Raw genomic sequence first — 23145 nt, forward strand, 5'->3', positions numbered from 1 at the left:
CCCCATCGGCCGACGGGGGACACGACCATGGCCGAAATCTGACCACAGCATACCCCCCGGGGTATAAGGAGGGAACGCAGATGGCACATGTCCAGGTAGTCGAGACCTCGTCCCTGGGCGACCGCAGCTACCTCGCCCACGACGGGCGGGTGGCGCTGGTGGTCGATCCGCAGCGCGACATCGACCGCTTCCTGACTCTGGCCGGACGGCTGGACGTCCGCATCACGCACGTGGCCGAGACCCACCTGCACAACGACTACGTCTCCGGCGGGCCGGCGCTGGCCAGGGCGACCGGGGCGGTGTACCTGCTCTCGGCCGACGAGAGCGTCGCGTTCGACCGGACCGGCGTTTCCGACGGCGACGAGATCGCCGTCTCCGACGCCCTGAGCATCCGCGCCGTGGGCACCCCCGGGCACACCTTCCACCACGTCTCCTACGTCCTGTCCGGCCCCGCCGGGCCCGAAGGCGTCTTCACGGGCGGGTCGCTGCTGTTCGGCACCACCGGCCGCACCGACCTCCTCGGCTCCGAGCACGCCCGGCCGCTGGCCCGCCGTCAGCACGCGTCGGCGCGCAGACTGGCCGACCTGCTGCCCGACGGCGCGCACGTCTGGCCCACGCACGGGTTCGGAAGCTTCTGCTCGGCGAGCCAGTCCGACGCCGCCTCCTCGACCATCGGCCGGGAGCGGCGGGCCAACCCGGCGCTGCGGCTGGAGGCGGACGACTTCGTCGCCCAGACCCTGGACGGACTCGACGCCTACCCCGCCTACTACGCGCACATGGGCGTCCGCAACAGCGCCGGCGCCGACCTGCTCGACCTCACCCCCGCCCGGGCCGCCGACCCGGCCGAGCTGCGCGACCGCATCGCCGCCGGGGAGTGGGTCGTCGACCTGCGCTCCCGCAAGGCCTTCGCCGAGCGGCACCTCGCCGGAACCCTCAGCTTCGGCTTGGACGGCGCGATGTCGACGTGGCTCGGCTGGCTGGCGCCGTGGGGCGCGCCCCTCACCCTGCTCGGCGACAGCCCCGAGCAGATCGCCGCCGCCCAGCGGGAGCTGGCGCGCATCGGCATCGACCGCCCGGCCGCGGCCGCCTCCGGCGAGCCCGAGCGGTGGGCCGGCGGCGACACCGCCCGGCTGCGGGAGACGCCCGTCGCGACGTTCACCGACCTCGCCGCCGCCCGCTCCGGCCGCGTCCCCCGGCATCTGCCCGCGCCGGACGTCGTGCTGGACGTGCGCATGACCAACGAGTGGAGGGACGGGCACGTCGAGGGCGCCGTCCACATCCCGCTGCCCGAGCTGACCGGCCGGCTGGACGAGCTGCCCGACGGGACCGTCTGGGTGCACTGCGGCTCCGGCTACCGGGCCGCCGCCGCCGCCAGCCTGCTCCAGCGGGCCGGGCTCCGGACCGTGCACATCGACGACGCCTACTCCGAGGCCGCCCCCGCGGGCCTCGCCATCACCGACCGATGAACCTCGATCGCCTCCGCACCGACGACACAAGGGAGAAGACTTCGTGACCACCCCGCCCACCGCGTCCACCGTGGACGTCCCCGCCCTGCGCGAACTCCTGGACTCCGATGACCCGCCCCGGCTCATCGACGTCCGGACGACGGGCGAGTTCGAGACCGTTCACATCCCCGGCTCCTACAACGTGCCGCTCGACCTCCTGCGCGAACACCGCTCCGAACTGCGCGCCCGCCTCGACGAGCGGGTGGTGCTCGTCTGCCACTCCGGGCAACGGGCCGGCCAGGCTTCGCGGGCACTGGCGGACGCGGGCCTGCCCGACCTGCGCGTCCTGCACGGCGGCATCGGCGCCTGGCAGGCCGCGGGCGCACCGGTCGCGGCGGGACGCCCCCGCTGGAACCTGGAGCGCCAGGTCCGCCTGGTCGCCGGCTCGATCGTGCTCGGCTCGGTCCTGGCCAGCACGACCGCCCCGCGCGCCAAGTGGCTCGCCGCGGCCATCGGCGGCGGACTGGCCTTCGCCGCCCTGTCCGACACCTGCGCCATGGGGATGGCGCTGTCCAAGCTCCCCTACAACCGCGGGCCGAAGTGCGACATGGCCGCCGTCCTCGGCGCCCTGGCCCCGGACCGCCCGTGACACGCCCTCCGCGCCCGCCCGGGAGGTGACGGCATGCTGACAACGCTCGTCCTCGGCGCCCTCATCGGCGTCCTGCTCGGGCTGCTCGGCGGCGGCGGCTCCATCCTCGCCGTCCCCGCCCTCGTCTACGGCGCGGGCCTGCCGCTGGCCTCCGCGGTTCCGGCGTCCCTGCTGGTCGTGGGCTTCTCCTCGGCCACGGCCGCGCTGCCCCGCGTCCGCGCCGGGCAGGTGCGCTGGCGGATCGCCGGCGTCTTCGGGGCCGCCGGAGCGGCGGCCGCCTTCGGCGGCGCCGCCCTGAACCGCCTCCTGCCCGACCAGGCCGTCCTGCTCGGCTTCGCGGCGCTCATGGTGGCGGCCGGCTGGCGGATGCTGGCCGGAGGCGACCGGCTGGGCGGGGCGTGCGCCCTTCCCGGCGGCGGCGTCGACTGGCACTCCTGCCTGCCGAAGTCGATCGGCGCGGGCGCGGCCGTCGGCGTGCTGACCGGGCTGTTCGGCGTCGGCGGCGGCTTCCTCGTCATCCCGGCCCTGGTCGTCGGGCTGGGCCTGCCGATGACCGCCGCGGTCGGGACCTCCCTGGTCATCGTGGTGGTCAACTCGGTCGCCGGCTTCGCCGCGCACGCCGGGGACGCGACGCTGGACCACGGCGTCATCGCGGCGTTCACCCTGGCGGCCGTCGCCGGGTCGCTCGGCGCCGCCCGCCTCGCCCGGCGGCTGGACGCCGACCGGCTGCGGCGCTGGTTCGCCTACCTGGTCTTCGCCGTCGCGGCCTTCGTCGCCGCACAGGCCGTCCTCCACCCGGGGGCCACCGGCTGATCCCGCTCCACCACCCCGACCGCTGCCCGAATCAGGTCGAAAGTCCTGATTTGGAGGGACGCTCGGCACTGACCCGCGGAACGTCCCGGACGGGAGGGTGGGGGTGACTGAGGGAGGTCGCTGATGTGGGTCGTGCCCGAACAACGGTCCGTCGTCGTCGGGGTCGACGGATCCCCCAACTCCATGGCCGCACTGCGCCGGGCCGCCCGCGAGGCCTCCGAACGGCACGCGCGCCTGGACGTGGTCCGCGTCATGGAACCCGGCGACGCCCCGGCGCGGCGCCCGTTCCACGCGGTCAGGGAGTGGCTGCGGCTGCGCGGCCTGGTCGCCCGCCTGATCCCCCGCTCCCGGCACCTGACCACCCGGCTGCGCGTCCTGCACGGGGAGCCGGGCGTGGTGCTGGCCGACGCGGCCGGGCGCGCCGAACTGCTGGTGGTCGGCGCGCGGGCGCACTCCGAGCACGGCAACCCCCTCGGCGGCGACACCGTCCCGGTCGTGCGGGAGCGGGCGCGCTGCGAGGTCGTGATCTGCGCGGACCAGCGGGCCGCCGCCGGAGAGAACCTCTGAACCCCGCGGCGCCCCCGGGAGGAGGGCCATGAGCACCCACACCAGCCCCGCCCCCTGTCCGGGGGCGTGAGGCCTGTGGGGGGCGCCGACGTCGTCGAGACCCACATCGGCGTGGTCTTCTTCGCCGGGGACCGCGCCTACAAGCTGAAGAAGCCGGTGAACCTGGGGTTCCTGGACTTCAGCACCCGTGAGCTGCGCGAGCGCGCGTGCCACGAGGAGGTCCGGCTGAACCGGCGGTTCGCCCCCGACGTCTATCTCGGCGTCGCCGACGTGCACGGGCCCGGCGGCGACGTGTGCGACCACCTGGTCGTGATGCGCCGGATGCCCGCCGACCGGCGCCTGTCCACCCTGGTCGGGGAGGGCGCGCCGGTGCGGGACGCGCTGCGCGACACGGCCCGGATCCTCGCCGCCTGGCACGCCCGGGCGCCGCGCGGCCCCCGCATAGCGGCCGAGGAGACCCGCGACGCCGTCCGGGGCCGCTGGCACGACAGCTTCGAGCAGGTCGGGCCTTTCCACGGCGCCGTCCTGGACGCCGCGGACTCCGCCGAGACCGAGGACCTCGCGGACGCGTTCCTCGCCGGCCGCGGGCCCCTGTTCGACGCGCGCATCGCCCAAGGCCGCGTGGTCGACGGGCACGGCGACCTGCTGGCGGGCGACGTCTTCTGCCTGGACGACGGTCCGCGGATCCTCGACTGCCTGGAGTTCGACGAACGCCTCCGCTACGTCGACGGCCTGGACGACGCCGCGTTCCTGGCGATGGACCTCGAACGCCTGGGCGCACCCGAGCACGCCGAACGCTTCCTCGGCTGGTACGCCGAGTTCGCAGCCGACCCGGCCCCGTCGTCGCTCCGCCACCACTACGTGGCCTACCGCGCCTTCGTCCGCGCCAAGGTGGCGTGCCTGCGCCACGGCCAGGGCGCGCCGGACGCGGCCGCCGAGGCCCGCGCCTACGCCGACGTCGCACTGCGCCATCTGCGCGCGGGCCGCGTCGGCCTGGTCCTGGCGGGCGGGCCGCCCGGCACCGGGAAGACCTCCTTGGCCGGCGCGCTGGCCGACCGGCTCGGCTGCACGGTGCTCAGCAGCGACAGGATCCGCAAGGAGCTGGCCGGGCTGGCGCCCGCCGACCCGGCGGCCGCGCCCTACGGCTCCGGCATCTACACGCCGGAATGGGGGCGGCGCACCTACCGCGAGCTGGCCGCGCGCGCCGCCCGGCTGCTCCGGATGGGAGAGACGGTCATCCTGGACGCCTCCTGGGCCCGCGCGGCCGACCGGGACCTCCTCGCCGCCGTCGCCGATCAGGAGCACGCGCACCTGACGCCGCTGCGCTGCGAAGCGCCGGAGGCCGTCTGCGCCGAGCGGATGCGGACCCGTCCCCGGGGCGCCTCCGACGCCGACGCGAGCATCGCCGCCGCCATGCGCGCGGACTTCGCGCCCTGGCCCGGATCGGCCGCCGTCGACACCGGCGGCCCCCTCCCCCGCGCCGTCGGCCAGGCCCTCGCCGCCGTCCGGCGCGCGTAGGGCCGCCCGTCCGACACGCGTAGGAGGGGCGCTCCGGGGAGCGCCCCTCCTGCCGCGGATCAGGTCACTTGAGGATCGGGAGTCGCCTGACCAGGCGGGTTCCGCCCCACCAGCGGCCGAGGCCCAGGGTGTCACCGGCGCTGACCAGGGCCAGCCCGATGATCAGGACGGCGTAGACGAGGTGGTCGTCCACGAAGGGGTTGTTCTCCGGAGGCAGGACGGCCGACCACATCATCACCAGCAGGGCGGCGCCCGCCGCGGCGGCGATCCGCATGCCCACGCCGAGGACCAGGGCGGCGCCGATGCCGCCCAGCCCGATCATGAACAGCCAGTCGGCCCAGCCCGCGCCCGCGATGTCGTGGTAGAAGCCGGCGAACGGCCCGGCGGGCGAGTGCGCCAGGAAGCCCTCGGTGGGGCTGCCGCCGTCGATCCACGCCTTGGCGGCGGGGGTCTCGTGGCCCAGCCCGAAGGTCTTGTCCAGGAACGCCCACAGGAAGACCCAGCCGAGCGCGAAGCGCGCGGCGGCCCAGGCGTAGCGGGCGGCGTGCGACTCGGTCAGCGGCCTGGGGGTCACGACCCGGATCAGAGTGTCCCGTCCCACGCGGGTCTTGTGCTCGGAGAGTGCCATCGCCACTCACCTTCCATCGCATCGATGATCTCGTCACCCTTGACCCAATCCCGAACCGCCCTTGGCCTGTAGGTACGTTCGGCGCACGTTCGGCGGGACCAAGGTCCCGCGTGCGGCGGGCAGGAGGACCCGGGAGGTCCCGCCCGCGCGGGGCTTCCGCCCCTGCACCCTCCCGGGGCCGGTGCGTAGCGTCGTGGTGGAGGGAAGGTGAAGGGACGGCGTCATTGGGAGCGACGACCATGCGAGCACGGACCGGCCGCTGGACAGCACGGATGGACCGCTGGCGTCGCGGATGCGGATTCGACCGCAACGACCTGCGGCGCGACGTGGACCGGGTCCAGTGGAGGCTAGGGCTGCTGCTCCTCCTGGTCTTCCTCGTCGCGACGCCGCCGCTGCTCACCCATGCCGTCCGGTCCGCCTACGACTCGGGGGTGCGGGCCGAGCGCCGGCAGTCGGCGACGCGGCACCGCGTCGAGGCCACCATCGTGAAGGTGCGGGACCCCGGGGGCCGCCGCACCGTCACGGTCGCCTGGACCGACCCCGACGGGACGCGGCGGACCGCCGACTACACGACCTGGCGGGGAGCCGGTGTCGGGGAGCGCCTCGTCCTGTGGGCCGGTCCCGACGGCGTCTCGATCACACCGCCCCGCCGGCACGCGCAGACGGTCATCCACACCGCGGTGGCCGGGACCGGCATGGCCCTCGCCACCGGACTGCCCGCGCTGAGCCTCTACTGGCTCGTCCGGGCGCGCTGCGACCGGCTCCGCTACCGGCTGTGGGACGCCGAATGGGCGCGCCTCGACCACCACCGCACCGGTCCCTGACCACGGTGGGCCGGTCCCGCGGAAGGTCAGGCGGGCTTGAGCGGGACGCACCAGACCAGCACGGTGCCGCCCTCCGGGCGCCGCCCGGCGGTGCACGTGCCGCCCAGCCCCTCGGCGCGGGCCTCCATGTTGCGGAGCCCGCTGCGGCGGCCGCCTTCGGCGATGCCGATCCCGTTGTCCTCCACCCGAACGGTGACGTCGTCCCCGACGTCGATGTTCAGTGCGGCCTCGGTGGCGCGGGCGTGCCGGGCGACGTTGGACAGGGCCTCCCGCACGACCGCGAGGAGCTGCTCGCCGATCTCCTCGTCGACCGAGGTGTCGAGCAGCCCGTCCAGCCGCACCGAGGGCGCGAACCCCAGGTGCTCCGCCGCCCGGTCGGCCAGGGCGTGCACCCGGCTGCGCAGCGACGTCTCGTCGGCCTCGGGGCCCTGCAGCGCGAAGATGGACGAGCGGATCTGCCGGATGGTGTCGTCCAGGTCGTCCACCGCCCGCTGCACCCGGACGGCGACCTCCCGCTTCTGCGTGATCTTGATCGCCGCCATCAGCCCCATCGCGGTCGCGAACAGCCGCTGGATGACGGTGTCGTGCAGGTCCTTGGCGATCCGGTCGCGGTCCTCCAGCAGCGCCAGCCGCTCGGCGTCCCGGCGGCGCTCGGCCAGCTCCAGGGCCACCGCCGCCTGCCCCGCGAACGCCTCCAGCAGCCGCTGCGTCCCCTCCGAGAACAGCGCCCCGCCGGGCGGGTTGACCACCGCGATGACACCGCGCGCCGCCGAACCGAGGCCCAGCGGGACGACCAGCAGCGGACCGACCGGCAGCCGCACGGGCACGTCCGCCTCGCGCGCCGCCTTCCCGCCGTCGGCGAGCCTCAGGGCCTTCCCGTCGGTGAACACCGGACCGGCCACCGAGTGCTCCAGCGGCACCCGCAGCCCCTCCAGCCGCTCGGCGCCGTGCCCGCGCGCGGCCTCGACCACGAAATGCGGGCCGCCCTCCTCCACCAGCGCCACGGCCGCGAGGTCGGCCTCGGCGATCTCCTGCGCCCGCTGCGCCACCAGCGTGGTCACCTCGTGCGGGTCCGTGCCCGACAGCAGCGCGGTGGAGACCTCGGCCGACGCCTCCAGCCACCGCTCGCGCCGGCGCGTCTCCTGGTACAGCCGGGCGTTCTCGATCGCGACGCCGGCGGCCGTGGCCAGCGCGATCACCACGACCTCGTCCTCCTCCTCGAACTGGCCGCCGCCGGCCTTCTCGGTCAGGTAGAGGTTGCCGAACACCTCGTCCCGCACGCGGATCGGGACGCCCAGGAACGTCCGCATCGGCGGGTGGTTGGCGGGGAAGCCGCTGGAGGCCGGGTGGTGCCCGAGGTCGGGAAGCCGCAGCGAGCGCGGATCCCGGATCAGCAGGCCGAGGATCCCGTGCCCGTGCGGCCAGTGGCCGATCGCCTCGATCTCCTCGTCGCCGACGCCCACGGTGACGAACTGCACCAGGTGCTCGCCCTCCTCGCCGATGACGCCGAGCGCGCCGTACCGGGCGTCGACGAGGGTGGTGGCCGCCTCGGTGATGCGCCGCAGCACCGACTCCAGATCCAGTTCGCTGCCGATCGAGACCACGGCCTCCAGCAGCGCGTGGACCCGGTCGCGGGTGGACCGCGCCGCCTCCAGCCTCGACTGCAGCTCCGACAGGAGATCGTCCAGCTGCAACTGCGGCAGGATCAGCCGTGCCCGGTCATGCCCGGCGCCCGAATCATGAGCCACAGACCCAGTATTACCCCGCCGTGAGTGAGAAGTCAGGTCAGGGACCTTAGACCCTGATGCCCGGGTCACCGGGGCAGCACGCTGGGGGGCATGGACCTCGACCACAGCGGCATGGAGATCCTCGGCAACGGGGAGTGCCGGGCCCTGCTCCGCCGATCGACGATCGGCCGGATCGTGTTCACCCTCCAGGCGCTCCCCACCGTGCAACCGGTCAACTTCGTCTTCGACGGCGAACTCATCGTGGTGAAGACGTCGTCGGACTCGCGACTGGCCACCGCCGCCTCCGACACGATCGTCGCCTTCGAGATCGACGACATCGACGCGGACGCCGGCACGGGCTGGTCGGTGGTCACCGTGGGCCCCGCCCGGCGCGCCACCGAGCCGGGCGAGGTCGCCCGGCTCTCCTCGCTCCCCCTGCGCAGCTGGGCGCCGGGCGAGCGCGACCAGTTCATCGTCGTGCGGCCCCACCTCATCACCGGGCGCCGCATCCCCGACCGCGTCCCGCTCAGGGCTCCACGATCATGACGTCGGCGACGGGGCGGCGGACGGTGTCCAGCCCCTCCCCCTCCGGCGCCCCGACGCGCAGCAGCATCTGCGGGTAGGCGTCCCGGCAGAAGTGCGCGCGGATGAAGCCGCGCAGCTCCGGCACTTCGAGCGCCTGGGTGTGGAAGGCCGCCGCCAGGTCGCTCTCGGACGCCCTCAGCAGCGCCCGCTGCAGCGCCTGGCCCGTGCGCAGCCAGTCGGCGGGCCCGTCGCCGTCGGAGACCAGGAGCAGCGCCACCCCCGCCACGGCCTTCTCCTCCGGGTGCGCGGGCTCGGCGCCCCAGCCCTGGCCGCGCGCGAAGTCGCGGGCCGGGAAGTGCGGGCTGGTCTCGGGAGTCCGCCGGGGGTAGGCGCCTTCCTGGACGCCGTCCTTGCGGGCCGTCCTCGGCGAGGGGGCCCAGCGGCCGATCTCCGTGGAGTACGCGGGGGTGCGGCGCTGGAGGTGCTCGGCCGCGTCGGTCAGGGCGGCCAGGGCCCCCTTGACGTGCGAGTCGACCGCCTCGATCAGCCGGGCGCCCTCGCGCTCGACGTCGTACCGCATGGCCGTGAGGACCTCGGCGGGGACGGTCTCGGGACGGAACCCGCCCCGATGGCTGCGCCGGCGCCGGATCTGCTGGTGCTCCCGCAGGGTCTGCCGGTCCGCCGGCTCGTCGGGCTCCAGTTCCACGTCGGCGAGCAGGTGCGGGCGGTCCGGATCGGGCAGCAGCCGCACGGCGGGGTCGTAGCCCAGCGCCCGCAGGGACAGCCGGAGGTTGTAGAGCGCGGCGCCGCAGCTGATCAGCATCTCCCGGCCCTTCGGGTCCGCGATGCCCAGGCGGCGGTCCGGGTCGGCGCGCAGGCTGACGCGCGAGCCGCGCACGCCGAACCGCCACGGCTGGGTGTTGTGCACCGACGGCGCCCACAGGGCGTCCTCGACGGCACGGAGCGCGTCATCCGCGATGTCCGCGGAAGTCCTGTACCTGGTTTGCATGAATGGCTCCTTCCCTCACCCTTCACCCCACCAGCGGCACACGTCTCGCGGCAGGGCCGAAGGTCCGTCCCGTGGGGCGCGGGAACGCGCGCCGGAGCGGGACGTAGGTCCCGCGCACGGGGGACTTCCGCAGGCTGGGGAAAGGACCCGGCGGCGGGGTAGCGTCCATTCCGTCACCACCGGAGCGACGAAACGAGAGCCATGACCTCCCAGACGCCGGGGAACCCGGGGACGATCCGGGTCTTTCTGATGGACGACCACGAGGTCGTCCGCCGCGGGGTGGCCGCGCTGCTGTCCGCCGAGGACGACATCGAGGTCATCGGCGAGGCCGGCACCGCGGCCGAGGCGCTGGCGCGGATCCCGGCCGTCCGGCCCGACGTGGCCGTCCTGGACGTCCGCCTGCCCGACGGGGACGGCGTGAGCGTCTGCCGCGAGCTGCGCTCCCGGCTGCCGGAACTGGCCTGCCTGATGCTGACCTCCTTCGACGACGACGACGCCCTGTTCGAGGCGGTCATGGCGGGGGCGGCCGGCTACGTCCTCAAGCAGATCCACGGCTCGGACCTCGTCGGCGCCGTCCGCACCGTCGCCACCGGGCAGTCCCTGCTCGACCCCCGCAGCACGGCCCGCATGCTCGAACGGCTCCGCACCCGCCAGGAGAAGAGCGACCCGCTCAAGGGCCTGACCGAGCAGGAGCGCCACATCCTGGAGCTCATCGGCGAGGGCCTGACCAACCGGCAGATCGGCGAGCGCCTCTTCCTGGCCGAGAAGACGGTCAAGAACTACATCTCGAACATCTTCGCCAAGCTCGGCATGAGCCGCCGCACCCAGGCCGCCGCTCTGGCCGCGCAGCTCAAGGCCGACGGCGCCCAGTCCAGGCAGGGGCGCGACTGAGCCCTGGCCCGGCCGGGTCCCTGGGGGGGCGGCCGGGCCAGGCTTCTCGCGCCACGGACAGGTCACCCGCGTCCACGGACGACGGCTGCCGGGCAGTCGGCGTGAGATCTCCCAGGCGCACCACCCGCGCGGCGGGTCGGTCAGAGGCATGGGTCCGCCGACGCCGGGACCTTCGGCCCTGCCCCCGGACTCCGCGTGCCGCCAGGCTGAGGGCGGCAGGAGGTGCGACGATGGACGTTCACCGCGACCCGGTGGTCGCCGACCCGGGCGGCCGGGGCCGCGGGCCGCGATGACGACGGCTCCGGCGCCCTACCGCAGGACGGCCGAGGACGTCGTGCGCGCGTTCGGCGGCGACGCCTCCGACGGGCTTGCCTCCGGCGAGGCGGCGAGACGGCTGGAGCGGGACGGGCCCAACACGCTGCCCGCGGCGCGCGGGCGCGGCCCGATCGTGCGGTTCCTCCTGCAGTTCAACAGCCCGCTCATCTACGTGCTGCTGGCGTCGGCGGCGGTGACCGGGCTGCTCGGCGAGCACGCGGACGCGCTGGTCATCCTCGGTGTGGTGGTCGTCAACGCGGTCGTCGGCTTCGTCCAGGAGTCGCGCGCGGAGAAGGCGCTGGGGGCCCTGGCCGCCATGGCCAGGACGGCGGCACTGGTCGTCCGCGACGGCGCGGCGCGGCGCGTGCCGTCGGCCGAGCTGGTGCGCGGCGACCTGGTCAGGCTGGAGGCCGGCGACAAGGTCCCGGCCGACCTGCGGCTGCTGCGCGCCGACGAGTTCGCCGTGGACGAGTCGGCGCTCACCGGCGAGTCGGCGCCCGTCGCCAAGGGCACCGCGGCGCAGGACGAGGCCGCCCTCGCCGACCGCACCGGCATGGCCTTCTCCGGCACGCTGGCCACGTCGGGGAGCGCCGCGGGCCTGGTGGTGGCGACCGGCGCCGGCACCGAGCTCGGCGGCATCAACCGCCTGGTGCAGGGCACCGGCGCGGTCCGGACGCCCCTCACCCGCAAGATCGCCCACTTCAGCAAGGTCGTGACGGCGGCGATCCTGGCGCTGGCCGCGCTGACCTTCCTCATCGGCGTGCTCCGCGGGCGCGGCGCGGCCGAGATGCTCACCGCCGCGGTCGCCCTCGCGGTCGGCGCGATCCCCGAGGGCCTGCCCGCGGTCGTCACGATCACCCTGGCGCTCGGCGTCTCGCGCATGGTGCGCCGCGGCGCCGTCGTCCGGCACCTGCCCGCCGTCGAGACGCTCGGCGGCACCACCGTCATCTGCACCGACAAGACCGGCACCCTCACCCAGAACCAGATGACCGTCACCGCCGTCACCGCCGGCGGGCGCGACTACACCCTCACCGGAACCGGCTACGCGCCCACCGGGGCGATCCTCCGGGACGGCCGGGAGGTCGACGTCGCCGCCCATCCCGCGCTCAAGGAGACGCTGCTCGCCGGTCTCGGCTGCAACGACGCGCAACTGCACCGGCGGGACGGCTGGCAGATCACCGGGGACCCGACCGAGGGCGCCCTGCTGACCAGCGCGGCCAAGGCCGGCCTCGACGGGGTGCCGGACCGCGTGGCCACCCTCCCGTTCACCGCCGAGCGCCGCTACATGGCCACCCTGCACGAGGACGGCGCCGTCTACGTCAAGGGCCCCGTCGAGCGGATCCTCGAACTGTGCGGCGCCGCCGCCGGCCCGGACGGCGCGCCCGTCCCCCTCGACCCCGCGGCGATCACCGCGCGTGCGGAGGAGTACGGCGGCCGGGCGCTGCGCGTGCTCGCCTTCGCCCGGGGACGCGCCGGCGGCTCCGCCCTGGACGAGCCGCCTCCGCTGACCTTCCTCGGCCTGCAGGCCATGCTCGACCCGCCCCGCGAGGACGCCGCCCGGGCCGTCCGGACCTGCCACGACGCCGGCGTCCAGGTCAAGATGATCACCGGCGACCACGCCGCCACCGCGCGCGCCGTCGGCGCCCGCGTCGGGCTGGACGGCGTGGTGATGACGGGCGCCGAGCTCACCGCCGGCGTCCCCGCCGAACGCGTCCAGGCCACCACGGTGTTCGCCCGCGTCTCCCCCGAGCAGAAGCTCCGGCTCGTCCAGATCCTCCAGGACCGCGGGCACGTCATCGCGATGACCGGGGACGGGGTCAACGACGCGCCCGCGCTCAAGCAGGCCGACATCGGCGTCGCCATGGGGGTCACCGGCACCGACGCCGCCAAGGAGGCGGCCGACATGGTCCTCACCGGCGACGACTTCGCCTCGATCGAGAAGGCCGTCGAAGAGGGGCGCGGCGTCTTCGACAACCTCGTGAAGTTCGTCGTCTGGGCGCTGCCGTCCAACATCGGGCTCGGGCTCGTGCTGGTCGCCGCGATCGTCGCGGGCACGGCGCTGCCGGTCCTGCCGCTCCAGGTCCTCTGGCTGAACATGACCGCGGTGCTCGTGCTCGGCCTGCCGTTCTCCGTCGAGCCGAAGGACGAGCACATCATGCGGCGCCCGCCCCGCGACCCGTCCCTGCCGCTGCTCACCCGCGCGATGACGCTGCGCATCCTGGTGGTCTCGGCGATCCTGCTCGCCGGCGCGTTCGGCCTCCAGCACTGGGAACGCGCCCACGGCGCCACCCCGCAGACCGCGCAGACGATCGTCGTCAACGTCTTCGCGCTGACGCTGCTCACCTACCTCTTCAACTGCCTGTCCCTGGACCGCCCGCTGCTGTGGCACGGCGTCCGCCGCAACCCCTGGGTCGGCGCCAGCGTCCTGGCCCTCGTCGCCGTCCAGGCGCTCTACACCTACGCGCCTTTCATGAACGGCGTGTTCCACTCCGCCCCGCTCGGCGCCGGCGCCTGGGCGCGCATCGGCGCCGTCGCCGCCGTCTCCTACGTGGTGATCGAGATCCTCAAGTACGTCCAGCGGCGCGCCGATCCGGCCGTCCGGCGGGATGGCCGGGGACGTTCGCCCCTGCCCGCCGCACCCGCCCTGGAGGAGCCTGGAGCCGGAGGCAAGCCGTCCGGCCCGGAGGAGGAGCCATGACGTCGAACCCACCGCTGGAGCAGCGCGCCGTCGCCGAGCTGATGAGCCGCGACCTGCTCACCATCGCCGCGGACGAGTCCGTGATCATGGCCTGGGAGCTGATGTGCCGGGCCGAGATCCACCACCTGCCGGTCACCGACGTCGAGGGCGGCTTCCTCGGCGTCCTGGACGCCCAGACCCTCACCGCGACCTGGAGCGCCGCCGTTCCCCGCGAGGCCCGCCGCCCCGTCACGGCCCTCCTGCCGTCCCGTCCGCCCGCGACGGTGCGCCCCTCGGCCACCGTCGCCGAGGCGGCGCTGGCCATGCTGGAGTCGGACCGGGACTACGTGGCCGTGACCGACGAGCACGGCGCCCTGGCCGGGCTCGTCACCGCGCGGGACCTGGTCTGCGCCCTCGCCGGGGTGCACCGCGAGATCCCCGCGCGGACCGGGGGCATGCCGTCCCTGTACCGGATCGAGCCCGTCCTCCCCCGCGAGGCGCCGGCTCCGCACCCGGGCCGGAGCACCATCGGCCCCGACTGATCCGGCGGGGCTCCCTCAGCCGGCGCCCTGGTCGGTGTACCGGGGCGCCGGGACGATCGCGACGGAGCAGGGGGCGTGGTGCAGCATCGCCGAGCTGGTCGCTCCGAGCAGCAGCGGGTCCAGCCCGCCGGTGCCGCGGTCGCCCACCACGAGCAGGTCGGCGCCGTCGGCCGCGCTCAGCAGCGTCTCGCGAGGACGCTCCAGCAGCAGCGAGACGTCCACCTCGACCTTCGGGTACCGCCGCCGCCAGGGGTGCACGACCCGCTCCAGCATCGCGGCCCGCGCCTGGTACAGCCTGGCCTTGTCGGCGAACAGGGGCAGGTCGCTCTCGGGCACGGCGCCCGGCTCCCACGCCCCGTGCACCACGCGCAGGTCGCACTCGCGCAGCGCGGCCTCCTCGATGGCGAAACCGACGGTCGCGTCCGCGGCCTCCGAGGCGTCGACGCCCGCCACGACGAGGCCGCGGTCCCCGTCCGCGCCCCGGACGGCCACCACGGGACGGTGGGTCCGCGCCGGGAGTTCCATCGCCGTCGAGCCCGGGGGCAGCCAGTGCCGCTCGTGCGACCCGACCACGATCAGCTCCGCGTCGTCGGACTCGTACACCAGCGTGTCGCAGGCGGGCTCCCGCCTCAGCAGCGTGCGCACCTTCCCCTGCGCGCCCAGGTCGCGTGCGCGGCGCGCACCCTTGCGCAGGAGGTTCTCCCCTGCCCGCTGCAAGACCGACTGCACCGCGGCGTCCACGTGACCGCTCGGGTAAGGCCAGTGCCAGCAGTAGCACAGCATCAGGTCGAGCCCGCGCAGCCGCGCCTCTTCCACCGCCCAGCGCAGCGCAGGGTCGTTCTCCTCGGTCCCGTCGTAGCCGAACAAGACGTTCGACCGCTGGGCCCTTGTCAGCGCTGCCATCCGCCCGACCCCCTTCCTCGAACAGAGGTGCCGCCTTCAGTCTCGGCCGTCGGAACCCGGGGCGCAGGGGCCGAAGGTCCCGCCGCGCGAGGTCCTCCGGTACTGCCGGGCGGCGAGGGGCCGATGACAGCGTGGGGGCGGGAATGCCTCCGACGGGCCCGACGACGGTGTGAGGAGACGCCATGAGCCGCTGGATCCTGGCCTATGACGGCTACGATCCCGCGACGGAGGGGCTGCGGGAGGCGCTGTGCACCCTCGGCAACGGCTACGTCGCCACCCGCGGCGCCGCCCCCGAGTCGGCGGCCGACGGCGTCCACTATCCCGGGACCTACCTGGCCGGTTGCTACGACCGGCTCCGCGCCGAGATCGGCGGGCTGCGCGCCGACAACGCCGACCTCGTCAACATGCCGAACTGGCTGCCGCTGACCTTCCGCGCCGAGGACGGCGAGTGGTTCGAACCGGACGCCGCCCTCAAGGAGGACCGGCTCCTTTCCTACCGGCAGGAACTCGACCTGCGGCGCGGCGTCCTGACCCGGCTCGTCCGCGTGCGCGACCGCGCAGGACGCGCGTTCCGCCTGGCCCAGCGCCGGATCGTCTCCATGGACGACCCGCACCTGGCGGCGCTGGAGACCACGATCGTCGCCGAGGACTGGAGCGGCACGCTGCACATCCGGTCCGCGCTGGACGGACGGGTCGCCAACGCCGGCGTCGAGCGGTACCGCGACCTGCCCGGAACCCACCTCACCCGCGAGGAGCCGCCGCGGCGGCACGACCCGGAGCCGCTCCTGCTGCGCGCCTCGACCGTCTCCTCGAAGATCGGCATCGGGGTCGCGGCCCGCACCCGGGTGTCCGTCCCCGCCACGACCTCAAGGATCACCGAGCCCGGCTGGGCCGCGGAGGACCTGACCGTCGACGCCGCGGAGGGCGCGCACGTCACGGTCGAGAAGGTGGCGGCGGTGTTCACCTCGCGCGACCGCGCCGTCGAGGAGGCCGGCGAGGCCGCACTGGGCGCCGCGGCGGGGGCGGGCTGCTTCGACGCCCTGCTGGAGCGGCACACGCTGGCGTGGAGCCGTCTGTGGCGGCGCTGCCAGCTGAGCGTCGACCACGTCGAGGTCCAGCGCGTCCTCAACCTGCACATCTTCCACCTGCTGCAGACCGTGTCGGAGCACATCGTCGACCTGGACGTCGGGGTCCCCGCCCGCGGCCTGCACGGGGAGGCCTACCGCGGCCACGTCTTCTGGGACGAGGTGTTCGTCCTGCCGTTCCTGACCATGCGGTTCCCCGAGATCGCCCGCGCGCTGCTGCTGTACCGGTGGCGGCGGCTGCCCGCGGCCCGGCGGGCGGCGGCGGACGCCGGGCGCCGCGGCGCGATGTACCCGTGGCAGAGCGCCGCCGACGGCCGCGAGGAGACCCAGCTCGTCCACCTCAACCCGCGGTCGGGCCGGTGGCTGCCCGACCGCACGCGCCTGCAGCGCCACGTCGGCCTGACGATCGCGCTCAACGTCTGGCGCTTCTACGAGGCGACGGGCGACGCCGAGTTCCTCGCCGAGTACGGCGCCGAGATCATGCTGGAGGTCGCCCGGTTCTTCGCGGACCTGACCTTCTACGACCGCTCCACCGACCGGTACGGGATCCGCGGCGTCATGGGCCCGGACGAGTACCACGACGCCTACCCGGGACGGGACCGGCCCGGCCTGGACGACAACGCCTACACCAACGTCCTCGCCGCCTGGCTGCTGGAGCGGGCCCTGGAGGCGCTGGCCGTCCTCCCCGAGGACCGCCGCGGGGAGCTGCGCGAACGGCTCGCGCTGACCCGCGAGGAGATCACCCGGTTCGAGGACGCGGCGCGCAAGATGCACGTCCCGTTCCACGAGGGCGTGATCAGCCAGTTCGAGGGCTACGGCGCCCTGGAGGAGCTCGACTGGGACCGCTACCGGGAGCGGTACGGCGACATCCGCAGGCTGGACCGGATCCTGGAGGCCGAGGGCGACTCGCCGAACCGCTACAAGGCCTCGAAGCAGGCCGACGTGCTGATGCTCTTCTACGTGCTCTCGCCGGGCGAGCTGGACGCCGTCCTGCGGAACCTCGGATACGACCACGGGCCCGAGCTCGCCGCCAGGACCATCGCCTACTACCTGCCGCGCACGTGCGACGGGTCGACGCTGAGCTCGCTCGTCCACGCCTGGATCCTCGCGTACGCCGACGGGGACGAGGCCTGGGACGTCTTCCTCGAATCGCTGTTCACCGACGTCACCGGCGTCCAGCGCGGCACCATCGCCGAGGGCGTCCACCTGGGCGCGATGGCCGGAACCGTCGACCTCGTCCAGCGGTGCCACGCCGGGGTCCGCACCCGGGGCGGCGCGCTGCGGCTGGAGCCGCGCCTGCCCTCGGCGATCGGCGAGCTGCGGCTCGGGCTGCGCTACCGCGGCCACTGGGGCATCGACCTGACCTGCCGCCAGGACCTGGTCCGCGTCGCTCTGCGCCCCGGCGCCGCCTCCCCCATCCGGATCTCCTACGGCGCCGAGGACATCGAGATCCAGCCCGGCGCGTCCTGGGAGAGCCCGCTGCTGGCCGGAAGGCGGCCGGCGACCGGCGGCTGAGCCGGACCGTTCGAAGGGCCCGGCCGGGTCGGGACGGACGGCGCCCCGCGCAGTGACCTTGGCCCTCTCCCGCCCGCGGCGGGCGGCGCGGAGCATGGAGTCATGAGGGAGGAAGTCATGATGAGCGCGGACGGGGCGGCGGGCCTCACCCGAGCGGAGTGCCTGCGCCTCATGAGCAGCGCCGCCGTGGGCCGGATCGTCTTCACCGAGCAGGCGCTGCCCGCCGTGGCGCCGGTCGGTTTCACCGTCGACGGCGAGGACGTGGTCATCCCGGTGCCGCGCGGTTCCCGGCTGGTCGCCGCGACCCGCGACGCGATCGTGGCCTTCCAGACCGACGACCTGGGCGCAGCCGGCCGCGCCGGCTGGACGGTCACCGTCGTCGGACGGGCCCGCGTCGTCCGCGACCCCGGGGACGGCGCCCGCGCGGCCCTCCGGCCCTGGACGGCCGTGACGGGCGCGCAGTTCATCCTCGTCTCCTGCCAGCGGGTCAGCGGTCAACGCGTCGGGGGCGTCCTGGCCGGCGACCGCGAGACCGCGGCCTGACCGGCGTCCGGGAAGGCCGCCTGGCACCTGCCCCTTCGGCCGACGCGGGTCCACGTCCCGCCGTCCGGCTCAGGGCGCGTCGGCGCCTGCCGCGGGGACGACGGCGACGGGGCAGTCCGCGTGGTGGAGGAGCCCGTGCGTCACCGCACGCCTGCGCGGCACGGTCAGCCCCTCGCGCGGGTGCGAGCCGGCGACCACCAGGTCGACGTCGCGGGACGTGGCGACGAGCGCGGCGGCGGGGTTGTCCCGCACGACGTCGTCCACGACCTCCACCCCCGGGAAGCTCTTGCGCATCGGCGCGTGCGCCTCGATGACGCGCCACCGGGCCCGCTCCTCGACGCCGTGCGCGTCCCGGCCCTCTCCGGCCTCGTCGCGGGCCGGTCCGAACGGCCAGGCGTGCACGACGCGGAGCCGGGCCTCCCGTGCCGCGGCGGCCCGGAACGCGTACTCCAGGACGCCGGAGTCGTCGCCGAGACCGACGCCCACGGCGATCTCGCCGCGCTCGGCGGCCGCCTCCCCGCGCACCACCACGACCGGGCAGGCGGCGTGGCGGACGGCGCCCAGCCCGACCGACCCGAGGACCAGACCCGCGAACCCGCCGAGCCCGCGGCAGCCCACCACCAGCTCGAACGCCTCCTCGGAGTGCTCGGCCAGCGCCCGGACGGTGCGCGCGGACGCCAGTTCCACCCGCACCGGCACCTCCGGGCGGCGGGCGTGCGCGACGCGCTCGGCGGCGGCGAGCACCTCCTCGCCCTCCCGCGACAGGGAGACCACCTCGCCGGGAGCGGTGTTGAGCGGGACGTCGAACCCCCACCGCTCCACCGCGTGCAGGATCTTCAGGGGGCGCCCGTACCGGGCGGCCTCGTCGGCGGACCAGGCCACGGCCCGGTCGGACGGGTCGGAGCCGTCGGCCCCGACGATGATCGGATCGGACATGGTCGACTCCTCTCGCTTCTCCCCCCGGCGGAGGTCCCGCCGGGGCGGCCCGGTCACCGGTCGATGGGCGCCACCACCACGGGGCAGTGCGCGTGGTGCAGGACCGCGTGGTTGACCCGGCCCAGCGCCATGCCGATCCGGCCGGTCCGGCGGGCGGCCCCGACCACCACCAGGGCGGCCGACCGCGACGCCTCGACGAGGGCCTTGGCCGCCGAACGGTCCGAGACGAGCTGCTCGACCCGGACGTCGGGGTGGTGCTCGCGCCGGCCGGCGAGGGCCTCCGACAGCTCCAGGTCCTCTACCACCCGCCTGCGGGGAGACCCGAACTCGCCGCCCGCGGCGTGCAGCGCCAGGATCCCGGCGCCGCGCGAGGCCGCCTCCTCGAAGGCCCAGGCGGCCACGGCGCTCTCACCGGGGCGGTTCTCGATCCCGATCACGATCCGTGCCGGCGCCTCGGCCGGGTAGGGCGCCTCGCGCGGCACCACCAGGACCGGGCACCGGGCGTGCGCGGCGGTGTAGAGCCCGACCGACCCGAACAGCAGCCCCTCGAACCCGCCCAGGCCGCGCGACCCGACGGCCACGAGCGCCGCGTCCTCGCTGCCCTCCACCAGCGCGCCTCCCGGATCCGTCCGGACGAGCCGCGTCGCGACGTCGAGGTCGGGGTGCACCTTCAGCGCGTACTGCCGGGCCTCGCCGAGCAGGTCCTCACGCTCGGCGACGAGCCGGCGCAGCGCGTCCTTCGGGATCACCCCGTCGTCGACCAGCGCACGCGAGGCGTGCACCAGTTCCAGGGGCCTGCGGTGCCGGACGCCGTAGTCGGCGGCCCAGTCGAGGGCCCCCCAGGCGTGCGCGGAACCGTCGACGCCCACGATGATCCGGGTCATCACAGCCCGCATCGCGAGCCTCCCTCGTCGCTCCTCAGGTCCGCTACCAGCGTCCGACCGGGAGCGGCGGCGGTTGCAGGGCCTAACGTCCCGGCGCGCGGGCCTAACGTCCCGGCGCGAGGCCGGGGGGCCGCAGCCCCAGCTGCACCTTCCACATGGCCTCGGCCAGCGCGTGGAACTGGTAGAGCAGCCGCCGCAGGACGGGGAGGTCGCCGGCGGACGCCGTCGCGGCGGCGTGCTCGGCGACGATCGTGAGCCGGTCGACGCGGCACGCCAGGAAGTGGGCGAGCGCCTCGCGGCGCACGCTCCCGGACAGGGTGTCGAGCAGGATCTCCTCGGCGGCGCGCAACTCGGCCATGACCTCGGCGGTGGCGGCCCGCACGTCGACCTCCGTTCCGGGGCCGCTCCTCGCCACCAGCCTGAGCCTGCTCAGCGCGGGCAGGCAGCGCCGGTGATGGTCGCGCAGCCGGTCCTCCAGGAGCGCCGGCCCCGCCGGGCCCGTCCCTGTGCCGCTCATGTTCCCTCCCCGTTCCGTGGCGGCACGCCGGCCCGTCGTGCCCAGCCGTGCGGCATGGCCGTCGCGCACATCGACGATCCCCTTCGCCGAGTGCGGACGGGTAGGGAGGGAGGTCCCGGCCTCAGGGCCGAAGGTCCCGAACCGCCCGGCCTCGCGGCGCGGGCAGGGTTCGGCTCGTTCAGCGGCACATCGCGGCGATGAGATCCGGGAAGTCCGGGAACTCCGCCCGCGCGGCGGCCACGATCTCGGCGGGCGGACGGCGGCCGGGGGCGTGGCGCTCGGCGATCGCGCGGAAGGCGTCGTTCGGCTCCCCGGGGGTCTCGGGGTCCTCGAACGCCTCCAGCGGCCCGAGGCCGGCGGCGAACAGCCAGAGCAGGTCGCCGAGATCGCGCGCGATCACGCCGCGGTCGCCCTCGGAGCCGAGCAGGACGACGGGCTGGCCGGTGACCGGCACGCCGGGCCGCACCAGCCAGAAACCGGCGTAGTCGCCGGCCCCGGTCGAGCCGAAGAAGCGGAACCGGCCGCCGTCCACGTCCGGGTTGCCGGTCCACAGCCGGAACCACCACGCGGTCTTCGCGGGCTCCTCGAAGCGGTCGTACGGTTCGAAGTCGCAGCCGCGCGCCTCGTCGGTCTCGTCGTCGTACTCCCATTCGAAGCCGATCGCGGCCACCTCGGCGAGGGCGGTGGGCAGCGCGAGGTCCTCAGGCATCTCCGTCACCCCGGCAGGCTAAGCGATCTTCGCCGCGCCCGGGGCGGAAGGCGCGGATCAGCGGGCGGGCGGGGACGCGCGGCCGCCCCGCACCCGGAACCGGTCCGGGGCAGGGCGCTCGCCCGACGCCGCTTCGGCGATGATCCGGCCGAGGAGCGGCGCGAACTTGGCGCCGTGCCCCGAGCACGGCGACGCGACCGTGATCCCGCCGACGCCGTCGACCACGAAGTCCTCGGCGGGGGTGTTGGTGAAGAGGCAGGTCGTCTCCGCGTACGGCTCGGGGACCACGCCGGGCAGGGCGCGCCGGACGTAGGCGACGATCCGCTCGCGGTTGGCCGGGTCGACCGCACCGGTCCGCGCGGCCGCGCTCCGGATCGGCCGCCCGCCGTTGAACTCGGCCACCTTCTGGCCGCTCCGGCCGTCCGGGAGGGCGGCGTCGCGCCCGCCGGGCAGGCCGTAGACCAGCGTGTCCGCCTCCTTGTGGATGAACGTCGGCCACGGTTCCCCCGGGGCGTCGCGGTAGGGGAAGTGGTAGGCGTTCTCCTGCATCACCTGGAGGGGCGGGAACGCCGCGAGGAACGAGTCCGGCAGCGCGAGGTCGCCGAGCAGGTCGGGCAGCCAGCCGCCGGCGGCGACGACGACCTTCTCGGCCTCCTCGGCCCGCCCGTCAAGGCGGACGACCCGGTGACGGGTGCCGGCCCGCTCGACCGACGCCACCGGACGGCCGGTCTCGACCCGGGCGCCGTCGGCCTCCGCGAGCCGCAGCATGGCCGCCACCGCGGCCTCCGCGTCGACCACCCCGGCGTCCGGGTGCCACAGCACGTCGCCTCCGCCGTCGCCGAAGCGGAACTGCGGCCAGCGCGCGGCCGCCTCGGCGCCGGTGAGCAGCTCATGGTCGACGCCGACCCTCGCGAGCACCGCGGCGAGCTCCGCCGGGTCCCGGGCCGCTCCGGCGTCCAGGGACCCCGTGCGGGTGACGAGCCGCTCGCCGGACAGGCGCTCCAGTTCCCGCCATTCGCCGTGCGCGTCGACGACCATCCGGGCGTAGAACGGGTCGGCGTAGCCGTACCGGAGGATCCGCGCCGATCCGTGGGAGCTGCCCTCGGCGTTGGCCGGCGTGCTGCGCTCCAGCACCGTCACCTCGTGCCCGCGCCGGGCCAGCTGCCAGGCGGTCGCGGCGCCGGCGAGGCCGGCTCCGACGACGACGTACGTGCCCATCGCGATGCTTCCTTCCCGCCGTGGACGAGGTTCATCACCGTAGGGTGGCGCGGTGGACGGCGACAGGTTCGTCGCCGGATTCGACCACCCGATGTTCGTGGTGACCACCCGTCGATCCCGGCGGCCCCGCCGGCCGGTCGGGCGGATCGTGGAGCGCGCCGGCCTCGGCGACCACACCGGTTTCCTCCTGGCCCCGACCGACGTGACGATCGGGGCCGAGGCCGTCCCGCTCAGCTTCCGCGCGCTGCCCGACCTGGAACCGGGCCACGGGGCCGGTTGACGGTCCGCTTCTCCCGGCGGCTGCCGCGGGGCAGGGTGATGGCCATGATGCTGCTGGGCGTGTCCAGTTCCATGCGGTGCCAGCGCCCGCGCGGGACGATGGCGGCGGTCCCGGCCGTCAGCCTGATCTCCTCCTCCTGCCGCCCCGGCTCCTCCGGACGGAGGTAGAGGCGCATCTTCCCGATGAGGCAGGAAACGACCTCTTCCGCCTCGGGGTGGACCTCCCAGTGGTCGGCGTGGACGTCGGCGTCGGTCTTCGCGTGGAAGGCCGTCAGCCGCCATCCGTCCGGCCCGTGGTCGAACCCGCGCGGTGCGGCCTCGATCGCGCCGCCGCGGTGGAGATGGAGGAAGGAGGAGAAGAGATCGATCGGGGTGACGGTCATGGCGGGACGTCCTTTCTGGGAGGGGCAGCCCGGCGGCGAGGCA

Annotated in this window: 23 protein-coding genes; 13 read left to right on the top strand and 10 right to left on the bottom strand. The window is 75.1% G+C overall.

Annotated elements, in window-relative coordinates; all coding sequences use genetic code 11:
• Window positions 1-80: 80 nt before the first annotated feature.
• From ACQEU6_RS12930 to ACQEU6_RS12950, 5 genes are all read left to right on the top strand, one after another.
• Window positions 81-1466 (top strand): MBL fold metallo-hydrolase, encoded by a 1386-nt coding sequence (locus tag ACQEU6_RS12930; protein WP_499331747.1) that lies wholly within the window; start codon window positions 81-83, stop codon window positions 1464-1466.
• Between the two features lie 43 nt (window positions 1467-1509).
• On the top strand, window positions 1510-2094 hold the full coding sequence (locus ACQEU6_RS12935; RefSeq protein ID WP_499331749.1) for a rhodanese-like domain-containing protein: 585 nt from the start codon (window positions 1510-1512) through the stop codon (window positions 2092-2094).
• Window positions 2095-2127: 33 nt separating this feature from the next.
• Window positions 2128-2907, top strand: coding sequence for a sulfite exporter TauE/SafE family protein (locus tag ACQEU6_RS12940; protein ID WP_499331750.1), 780 nt, complete (start codon window positions 2128-2130; stop codon window positions 2905-2907).
• Between the two features lie 123 nt (window positions 2908-3030).
• Window positions 3031-3474 carry a universal stress protein gene (locus tag ACQEU6_RS12945; protein WP_499331751.1) on the top strand — a complete coding sequence of 148 codons (444 nt, stop codon included), beginning with the start codon at window positions 3031-3033 and terminating at the stop codon, window positions 3472-3474.
• A gap of 66 nt (window positions 3475-3540) precedes the next feature.
• Complete coding sequence (locus ACQEU6_RS12950; protein ID WP_499331752.1) at window positions 3541-4992, top strand: bifunctional aminoglycoside phosphotransferase/ATP-binding protein; 1452 nt, start codon at window positions 3541-3543, stop codon at window positions 4990-4992.
• 64 nt (window positions 4993-5056) lie between these two features.
• Here the strand turns inward: ACQEU6_RS12950 and ACQEU6_RS12955 are convergent, their stop codons facing one another.
• Window positions 5057-5620 (bottom strand): hypothetical protein, encoded by a 564-nt coding sequence (locus ACQEU6_RS12955; protein ID WP_499331754.1) that lies wholly within the window; start codon window positions 5618-5620, stop codon window positions 5057-5059.
• A 239-nt stretch (window positions 5621-5859) separates the two neighbouring features.
• On the opposite strand from ACQEU6_RS12955, the gene ACQEU6_RS12960 reads away from it, so the two are divergent.
• Window positions 5860-6444, top strand: coding sequence for an Rv1733c family protein (locus ACQEU6_RS12960; protein WP_499331755.1), 585 nt, complete (start codon window positions 5860-5862; stop codon window positions 6442-6444).
• Between the two features lie 26 nt (window positions 6445-6470).
• Here ACQEU6_RS12960 and ACQEU6_RS12965 read toward each other — a convergent pair whose 3' ends face one another.
• Entirely contained in the window at window positions 6471-8192 is a 1722-nt protein-coding gene (locus ACQEU6_RS12965) for a sensor histidine kinase (RefSeq protein WP_499331757.1), read from the bottom strand.
• 90 nt (window positions 8193-8282) lie between these two features.
• Here ACQEU6_RS12965 and ACQEU6_RS12970 point away from each other — a divergent pair, with 90 nt between their 5' ends.
• A complete protein-coding gene (locus tag ACQEU6_RS12970; protein WP_499331759.1) occupies window positions 8283-8717 on the top strand; it encodes a pyridoxamine 5'-phosphate oxidase family protein in 435 nt (144 codons plus the stop codon).
• Here the strand turns inward: ACQEU6_RS12970 and ACQEU6_RS12975 are convergent.
• Window positions 8698-9705, bottom strand: coding sequence for an Acg family FMN-binding oxidoreductase (locus ACQEU6_RS12975; RefSeq protein ID WP_499331760.1), 1008 nt, complete (start codon window positions 9703-9705; stop codon window positions 8698-8700). The two genes, ACQEU6_RS12970 and ACQEU6_RS12975, sit on opposite strands and share 20 nt — an antisense overlap.
• A gap of 201 nt (window positions 9706-9906) precedes the next feature.
• Here ACQEU6_RS12975 and ACQEU6_RS12980 point away from each other — a divergent pair, with 201 nt between their 5' ends.
• The 3 genes from ACQEU6_RS12980 to ACQEU6_RS12990 all read left to right on the top strand — a co-directional run bounded on the left by ACQEU6_RS12980 (window position 9907) and on the right by ACQEU6_RS12990 (window position 14130).
• A complete protein-coding gene (locus tag ACQEU6_RS12980; RefSeq protein ID WP_499331761.1) occupies window positions 9907-10596 on the top strand; it encodes a response regulator transcription factor in 690 nt (229 codons plus the stop codon).
• Window positions 10597-10885: 289 nt separating this feature from the next.
• Window positions 10886-13609 (top strand): cation-translocating P-type ATPase, encoded by a 2724-nt coding sequence (locus ACQEU6_RS12985; RefSeq protein ID WP_499331763.1) that lies wholly within the window; start codon window positions 10886-10888, stop codon window positions 13607-13609.
• Window positions 13606-14130: a CBS domain-containing protein gene (locus ACQEU6_RS12990; protein ID WP_499331764.1), complete on the top strand. Its 525-nt coding sequence runs from the start codon at window positions 13606-13608 to the stop codon at window positions 14128-14130. The genes ACQEU6_RS12985 and ACQEU6_RS12990 overlap by 4 nt, the downstream gene beginning before the upstream one ends.
• A 15-nt stretch (window positions 14131-14145) precedes the next feature.
• On the opposite strand, the gene ACQEU6_RS12995 is transcribed toward ACQEU6_RS12990, so the two are convergent.
• Window positions 14146-15033, bottom strand: coding sequence for a universal stress protein (locus ACQEU6_RS12995; RefSeq protein WP_499331765.1), 888 nt, complete (start codon window positions 15031-15033; stop codon window positions 14146-14148).
• 182 nt (window positions 15034-15215) lie between these two features.
• On the opposite strand from ACQEU6_RS12995, the gene ACQEU6_RS13000 reads away from it, so the two are divergent.
• Complete coding sequence (locus ACQEU6_RS13000; protein WP_499331767.1) at window positions 15216-17633, top strand: glycoside hydrolase family 65 protein; 2418 nt, start codon at window positions 15216-15218, stop codon at window positions 17631-17633.
• 102 nt (window positions 17634-17735) lie between these two features.
• Window positions 17736-18176 (top strand): pyridoxamine 5'-phosphate oxidase family protein, encoded by a 441-nt coding sequence (locus ACQEU6_RS13005; protein WP_499331769.1) that lies wholly within the window; start codon window positions 17736-17738, stop codon window positions 18174-18176.
• A gap of 69 nt (window positions 18177-18245) precedes the next feature.
• On the opposite strand, the gene ACQEU6_RS13010 is transcribed toward ACQEU6_RS13005, so the two are convergent.
• From ACQEU6_RS13010 to ACQEU6_RS13030, 5 genes are all read right to left on the bottom strand, one after another.
• Window positions 18246-19112, bottom strand: coding sequence for a universal stress protein (locus ACQEU6_RS13010; protein ID WP_499331770.1), 867 nt, complete (start codon window positions 19110-19112; stop codon window positions 18246-18248).
• Window positions 19113-19165: 53 nt separating this feature from the next.
• Entirely contained in the window at window positions 19166-20008 is an 843-nt protein-coding gene (locus tag ACQEU6_RS13015; RefSeq protein WP_499331771.1) for a universal stress protein, read from the bottom strand.
• A gap of 91 nt (window positions 20009-20099) precedes the next feature.
• Window positions 20100-20513, bottom strand: a complete 414-nt coding sequence (locus tag ACQEU6_RS13020) for a hypothetical protein (RefSeq protein ID WP_499331772.1) — start codon at window positions 20511-20513, stop codon at window positions 20100-20102.
• A gap of 178 nt (window positions 20514-20691) precedes the next feature.
• A complete protein-coding gene (locus ACQEU6_RS13025; protein ID WP_499340169.1) occupies window positions 20692-21222 on the bottom strand; it encodes an SMI1/KNR4 family protein in 531 nt (176 codons plus the stop codon).
• 57 nt (window positions 21223-21279) lie between these two features.
• Window positions 21280-22440: an FAD-dependent oxidoreductase gene (locus tag ACQEU6_RS13030; protein WP_499331773.1), complete on the bottom strand. Its 1161-nt coding sequence runs from the start codon at window positions 22438-22440 to the stop codon at window positions 21280-21282.
• Window positions 22441-22492: 52 nt separating this feature from the next.
• Here ACQEU6_RS13030 and ACQEU6_RS13035 point away from each other — a divergent pair, with 52 nt between their 5' ends.
• Window positions 22493-22720, top strand: coding sequence for a hypothetical protein (locus tag ACQEU6_RS13035; RefSeq protein ID WP_499331774.1), 228 nt, complete (start codon window positions 22493-22495; stop codon window positions 22718-22720).
• Here ACQEU6_RS13035 and ACQEU6_RS13040 read toward each other — a convergent pair.
• On the bottom strand, window positions 22671-23102 hold the full coding sequence (locus ACQEU6_RS13040) for a cupin (protein ID WP_499331775.1): 432 nt from the start codon (window positions 23100-23102) through the stop codon (window positions 22671-22673). The two genes, ACQEU6_RS13035 and ACQEU6_RS13040, sit on opposite strands and share 50 nt — an antisense overlap.
• Window positions 23103-23145: the final 43 nt, after the last annotated feature.

It is taken from the genome of Spirillospora sp. CA-108201, assembly GCF_050936235.1.
Classification (GTDB): domain Bacteria; phylum Actinomycetota; class Actinomycetes; order Streptosporangiales; family Streptosporangiaceae; genus Spirillospora.

Coding starts and splice junctions, on each gene's coding strand:
- ACQEU6_RS13030 (WP_499331773.1), bottom strand. CDS start 22,440: ATGGGCACGTACGTCGTCGTCGGAGCCGGCCTCGCCGGCGCCGCGACC.
- ACQEU6_RS13025 (WP_499340169.1), bottom strand. CDS start 21,222: ATGCCTGAGGACCTCGCGCTGCCCACCGCCCTCGCCGAGGTGGCCGCG.
- ACQEU6_RS12960 (WP_499331755.1), top strand. CDS start 5,860: ATGCGAGCACGGACCGGCCGCTGGACAGCACGGATGGACCGCTGGCGT.
- ACQEU6_RS12985 (WP_499331763.1), top strand. CDS start 10,886: ATGACGACGGCTCCGGCGCCCTACCGCAGGACGGCCGAGGACGTCGTG.
- ACQEU6_RS13020 (WP_499331772.1), bottom strand. CDS start 20,513: ATGAGCGGCACAGGGACGGGCCCGGCGGGGCCGGCGCTCCTGGAGGAC.
- ACQEU6_RS13010 (WP_499331770.1), bottom strand. CDS start 19,112: ATGTCCGATCCGATCATCGTCGGGGCCGACGGCTCCGACCCGTCCGAC.
- ACQEU6_RS13000 (WP_499331767.1), top strand. CDS start 15,216: ATGAGCCGCTGGATCCTGGCCTATGACGGCTACGATCCCGCGACGGAG.
- ACQEU6_RS12975 (WP_499331760.1), bottom strand. CDS start 9,705: ATGCAAACCAGGTACAGGACTTCCGCGGACATCGCGGATGACGCGCTC.
- ACQEU6_RS13040 (WP_499331775.1), bottom strand. CDS start 23,102: ATGACCGTCACCCCGATCGATCTCTTCTCCTCCTTCCTCCATCTCCAC.
- ACQEU6_RS12970 (WP_499331759.1), top strand. CDS start 8,283: ATGGACCTCGACCACAGCGGCATGGAGATCCTCGGCAACGGGGAGTGC.
- ACQEU6_RS12980 (WP_499331761.1), top strand. CDS start 9,907: ATGACCTCCCAGACGCCGGGGAACCCGGGGACGATCCGGGTCTTTCTG.
- ACQEU6_RS12955 (WP_499331754.1), bottom strand. CDS start 5,620: ATGGCACTCTCCGAGCACAAGACCCGCGTGGGACGGGACACTCTGATC.
- ACQEU6_RS12930 (WP_499331747.1), top strand. CDS start 81: ATGGCACATGTCCAGGTAGTCGAGACCTCGTCCCTGGGCGACCGCAGC.
- ACQEU6_RS13015 (WP_499331771.1), bottom strand. CDS start 20,008: ATGCGGGCTGTGATGACCCGGATCATCGTGGGCGTCGACGGTTCCGCG.
- ACQEU6_RS12995 (WP_499331765.1), bottom strand. CDS start 15,033: ATGGCAGCGCTGACAAGGGCCCAGCGGTCGAACGTCTTGTTCGGCTAC.
- ACQEU6_RS12945 (WP_499331751.1), top strand. CDS start 3,031: ATGTGGGTCGTGCCCGAACAACGGTCCGTCGTCGTCGGGGTCGACGGA.
- ACQEU6_RS12990 (WP_499331764.1), top strand. CDS start 13,606: ATGACGTCGAACCCACCGCTGGAGCAGCGCGCCGTCGCCGAGCTGATG.
- ACQEU6_RS13005 (WP_499331769.1), top strand. CDS start 17,736: ATGAGGGAGGAAGTCATGATGAGCGCGGACGGGGCGGCGGGCCTCACC.
- ACQEU6_RS12940 (WP_499331750.1), top strand. CDS start 2,128: ATGCTGACAACGCTCGTCCTCGGCGCCCTCATCGGCGTCCTGCTCGGG.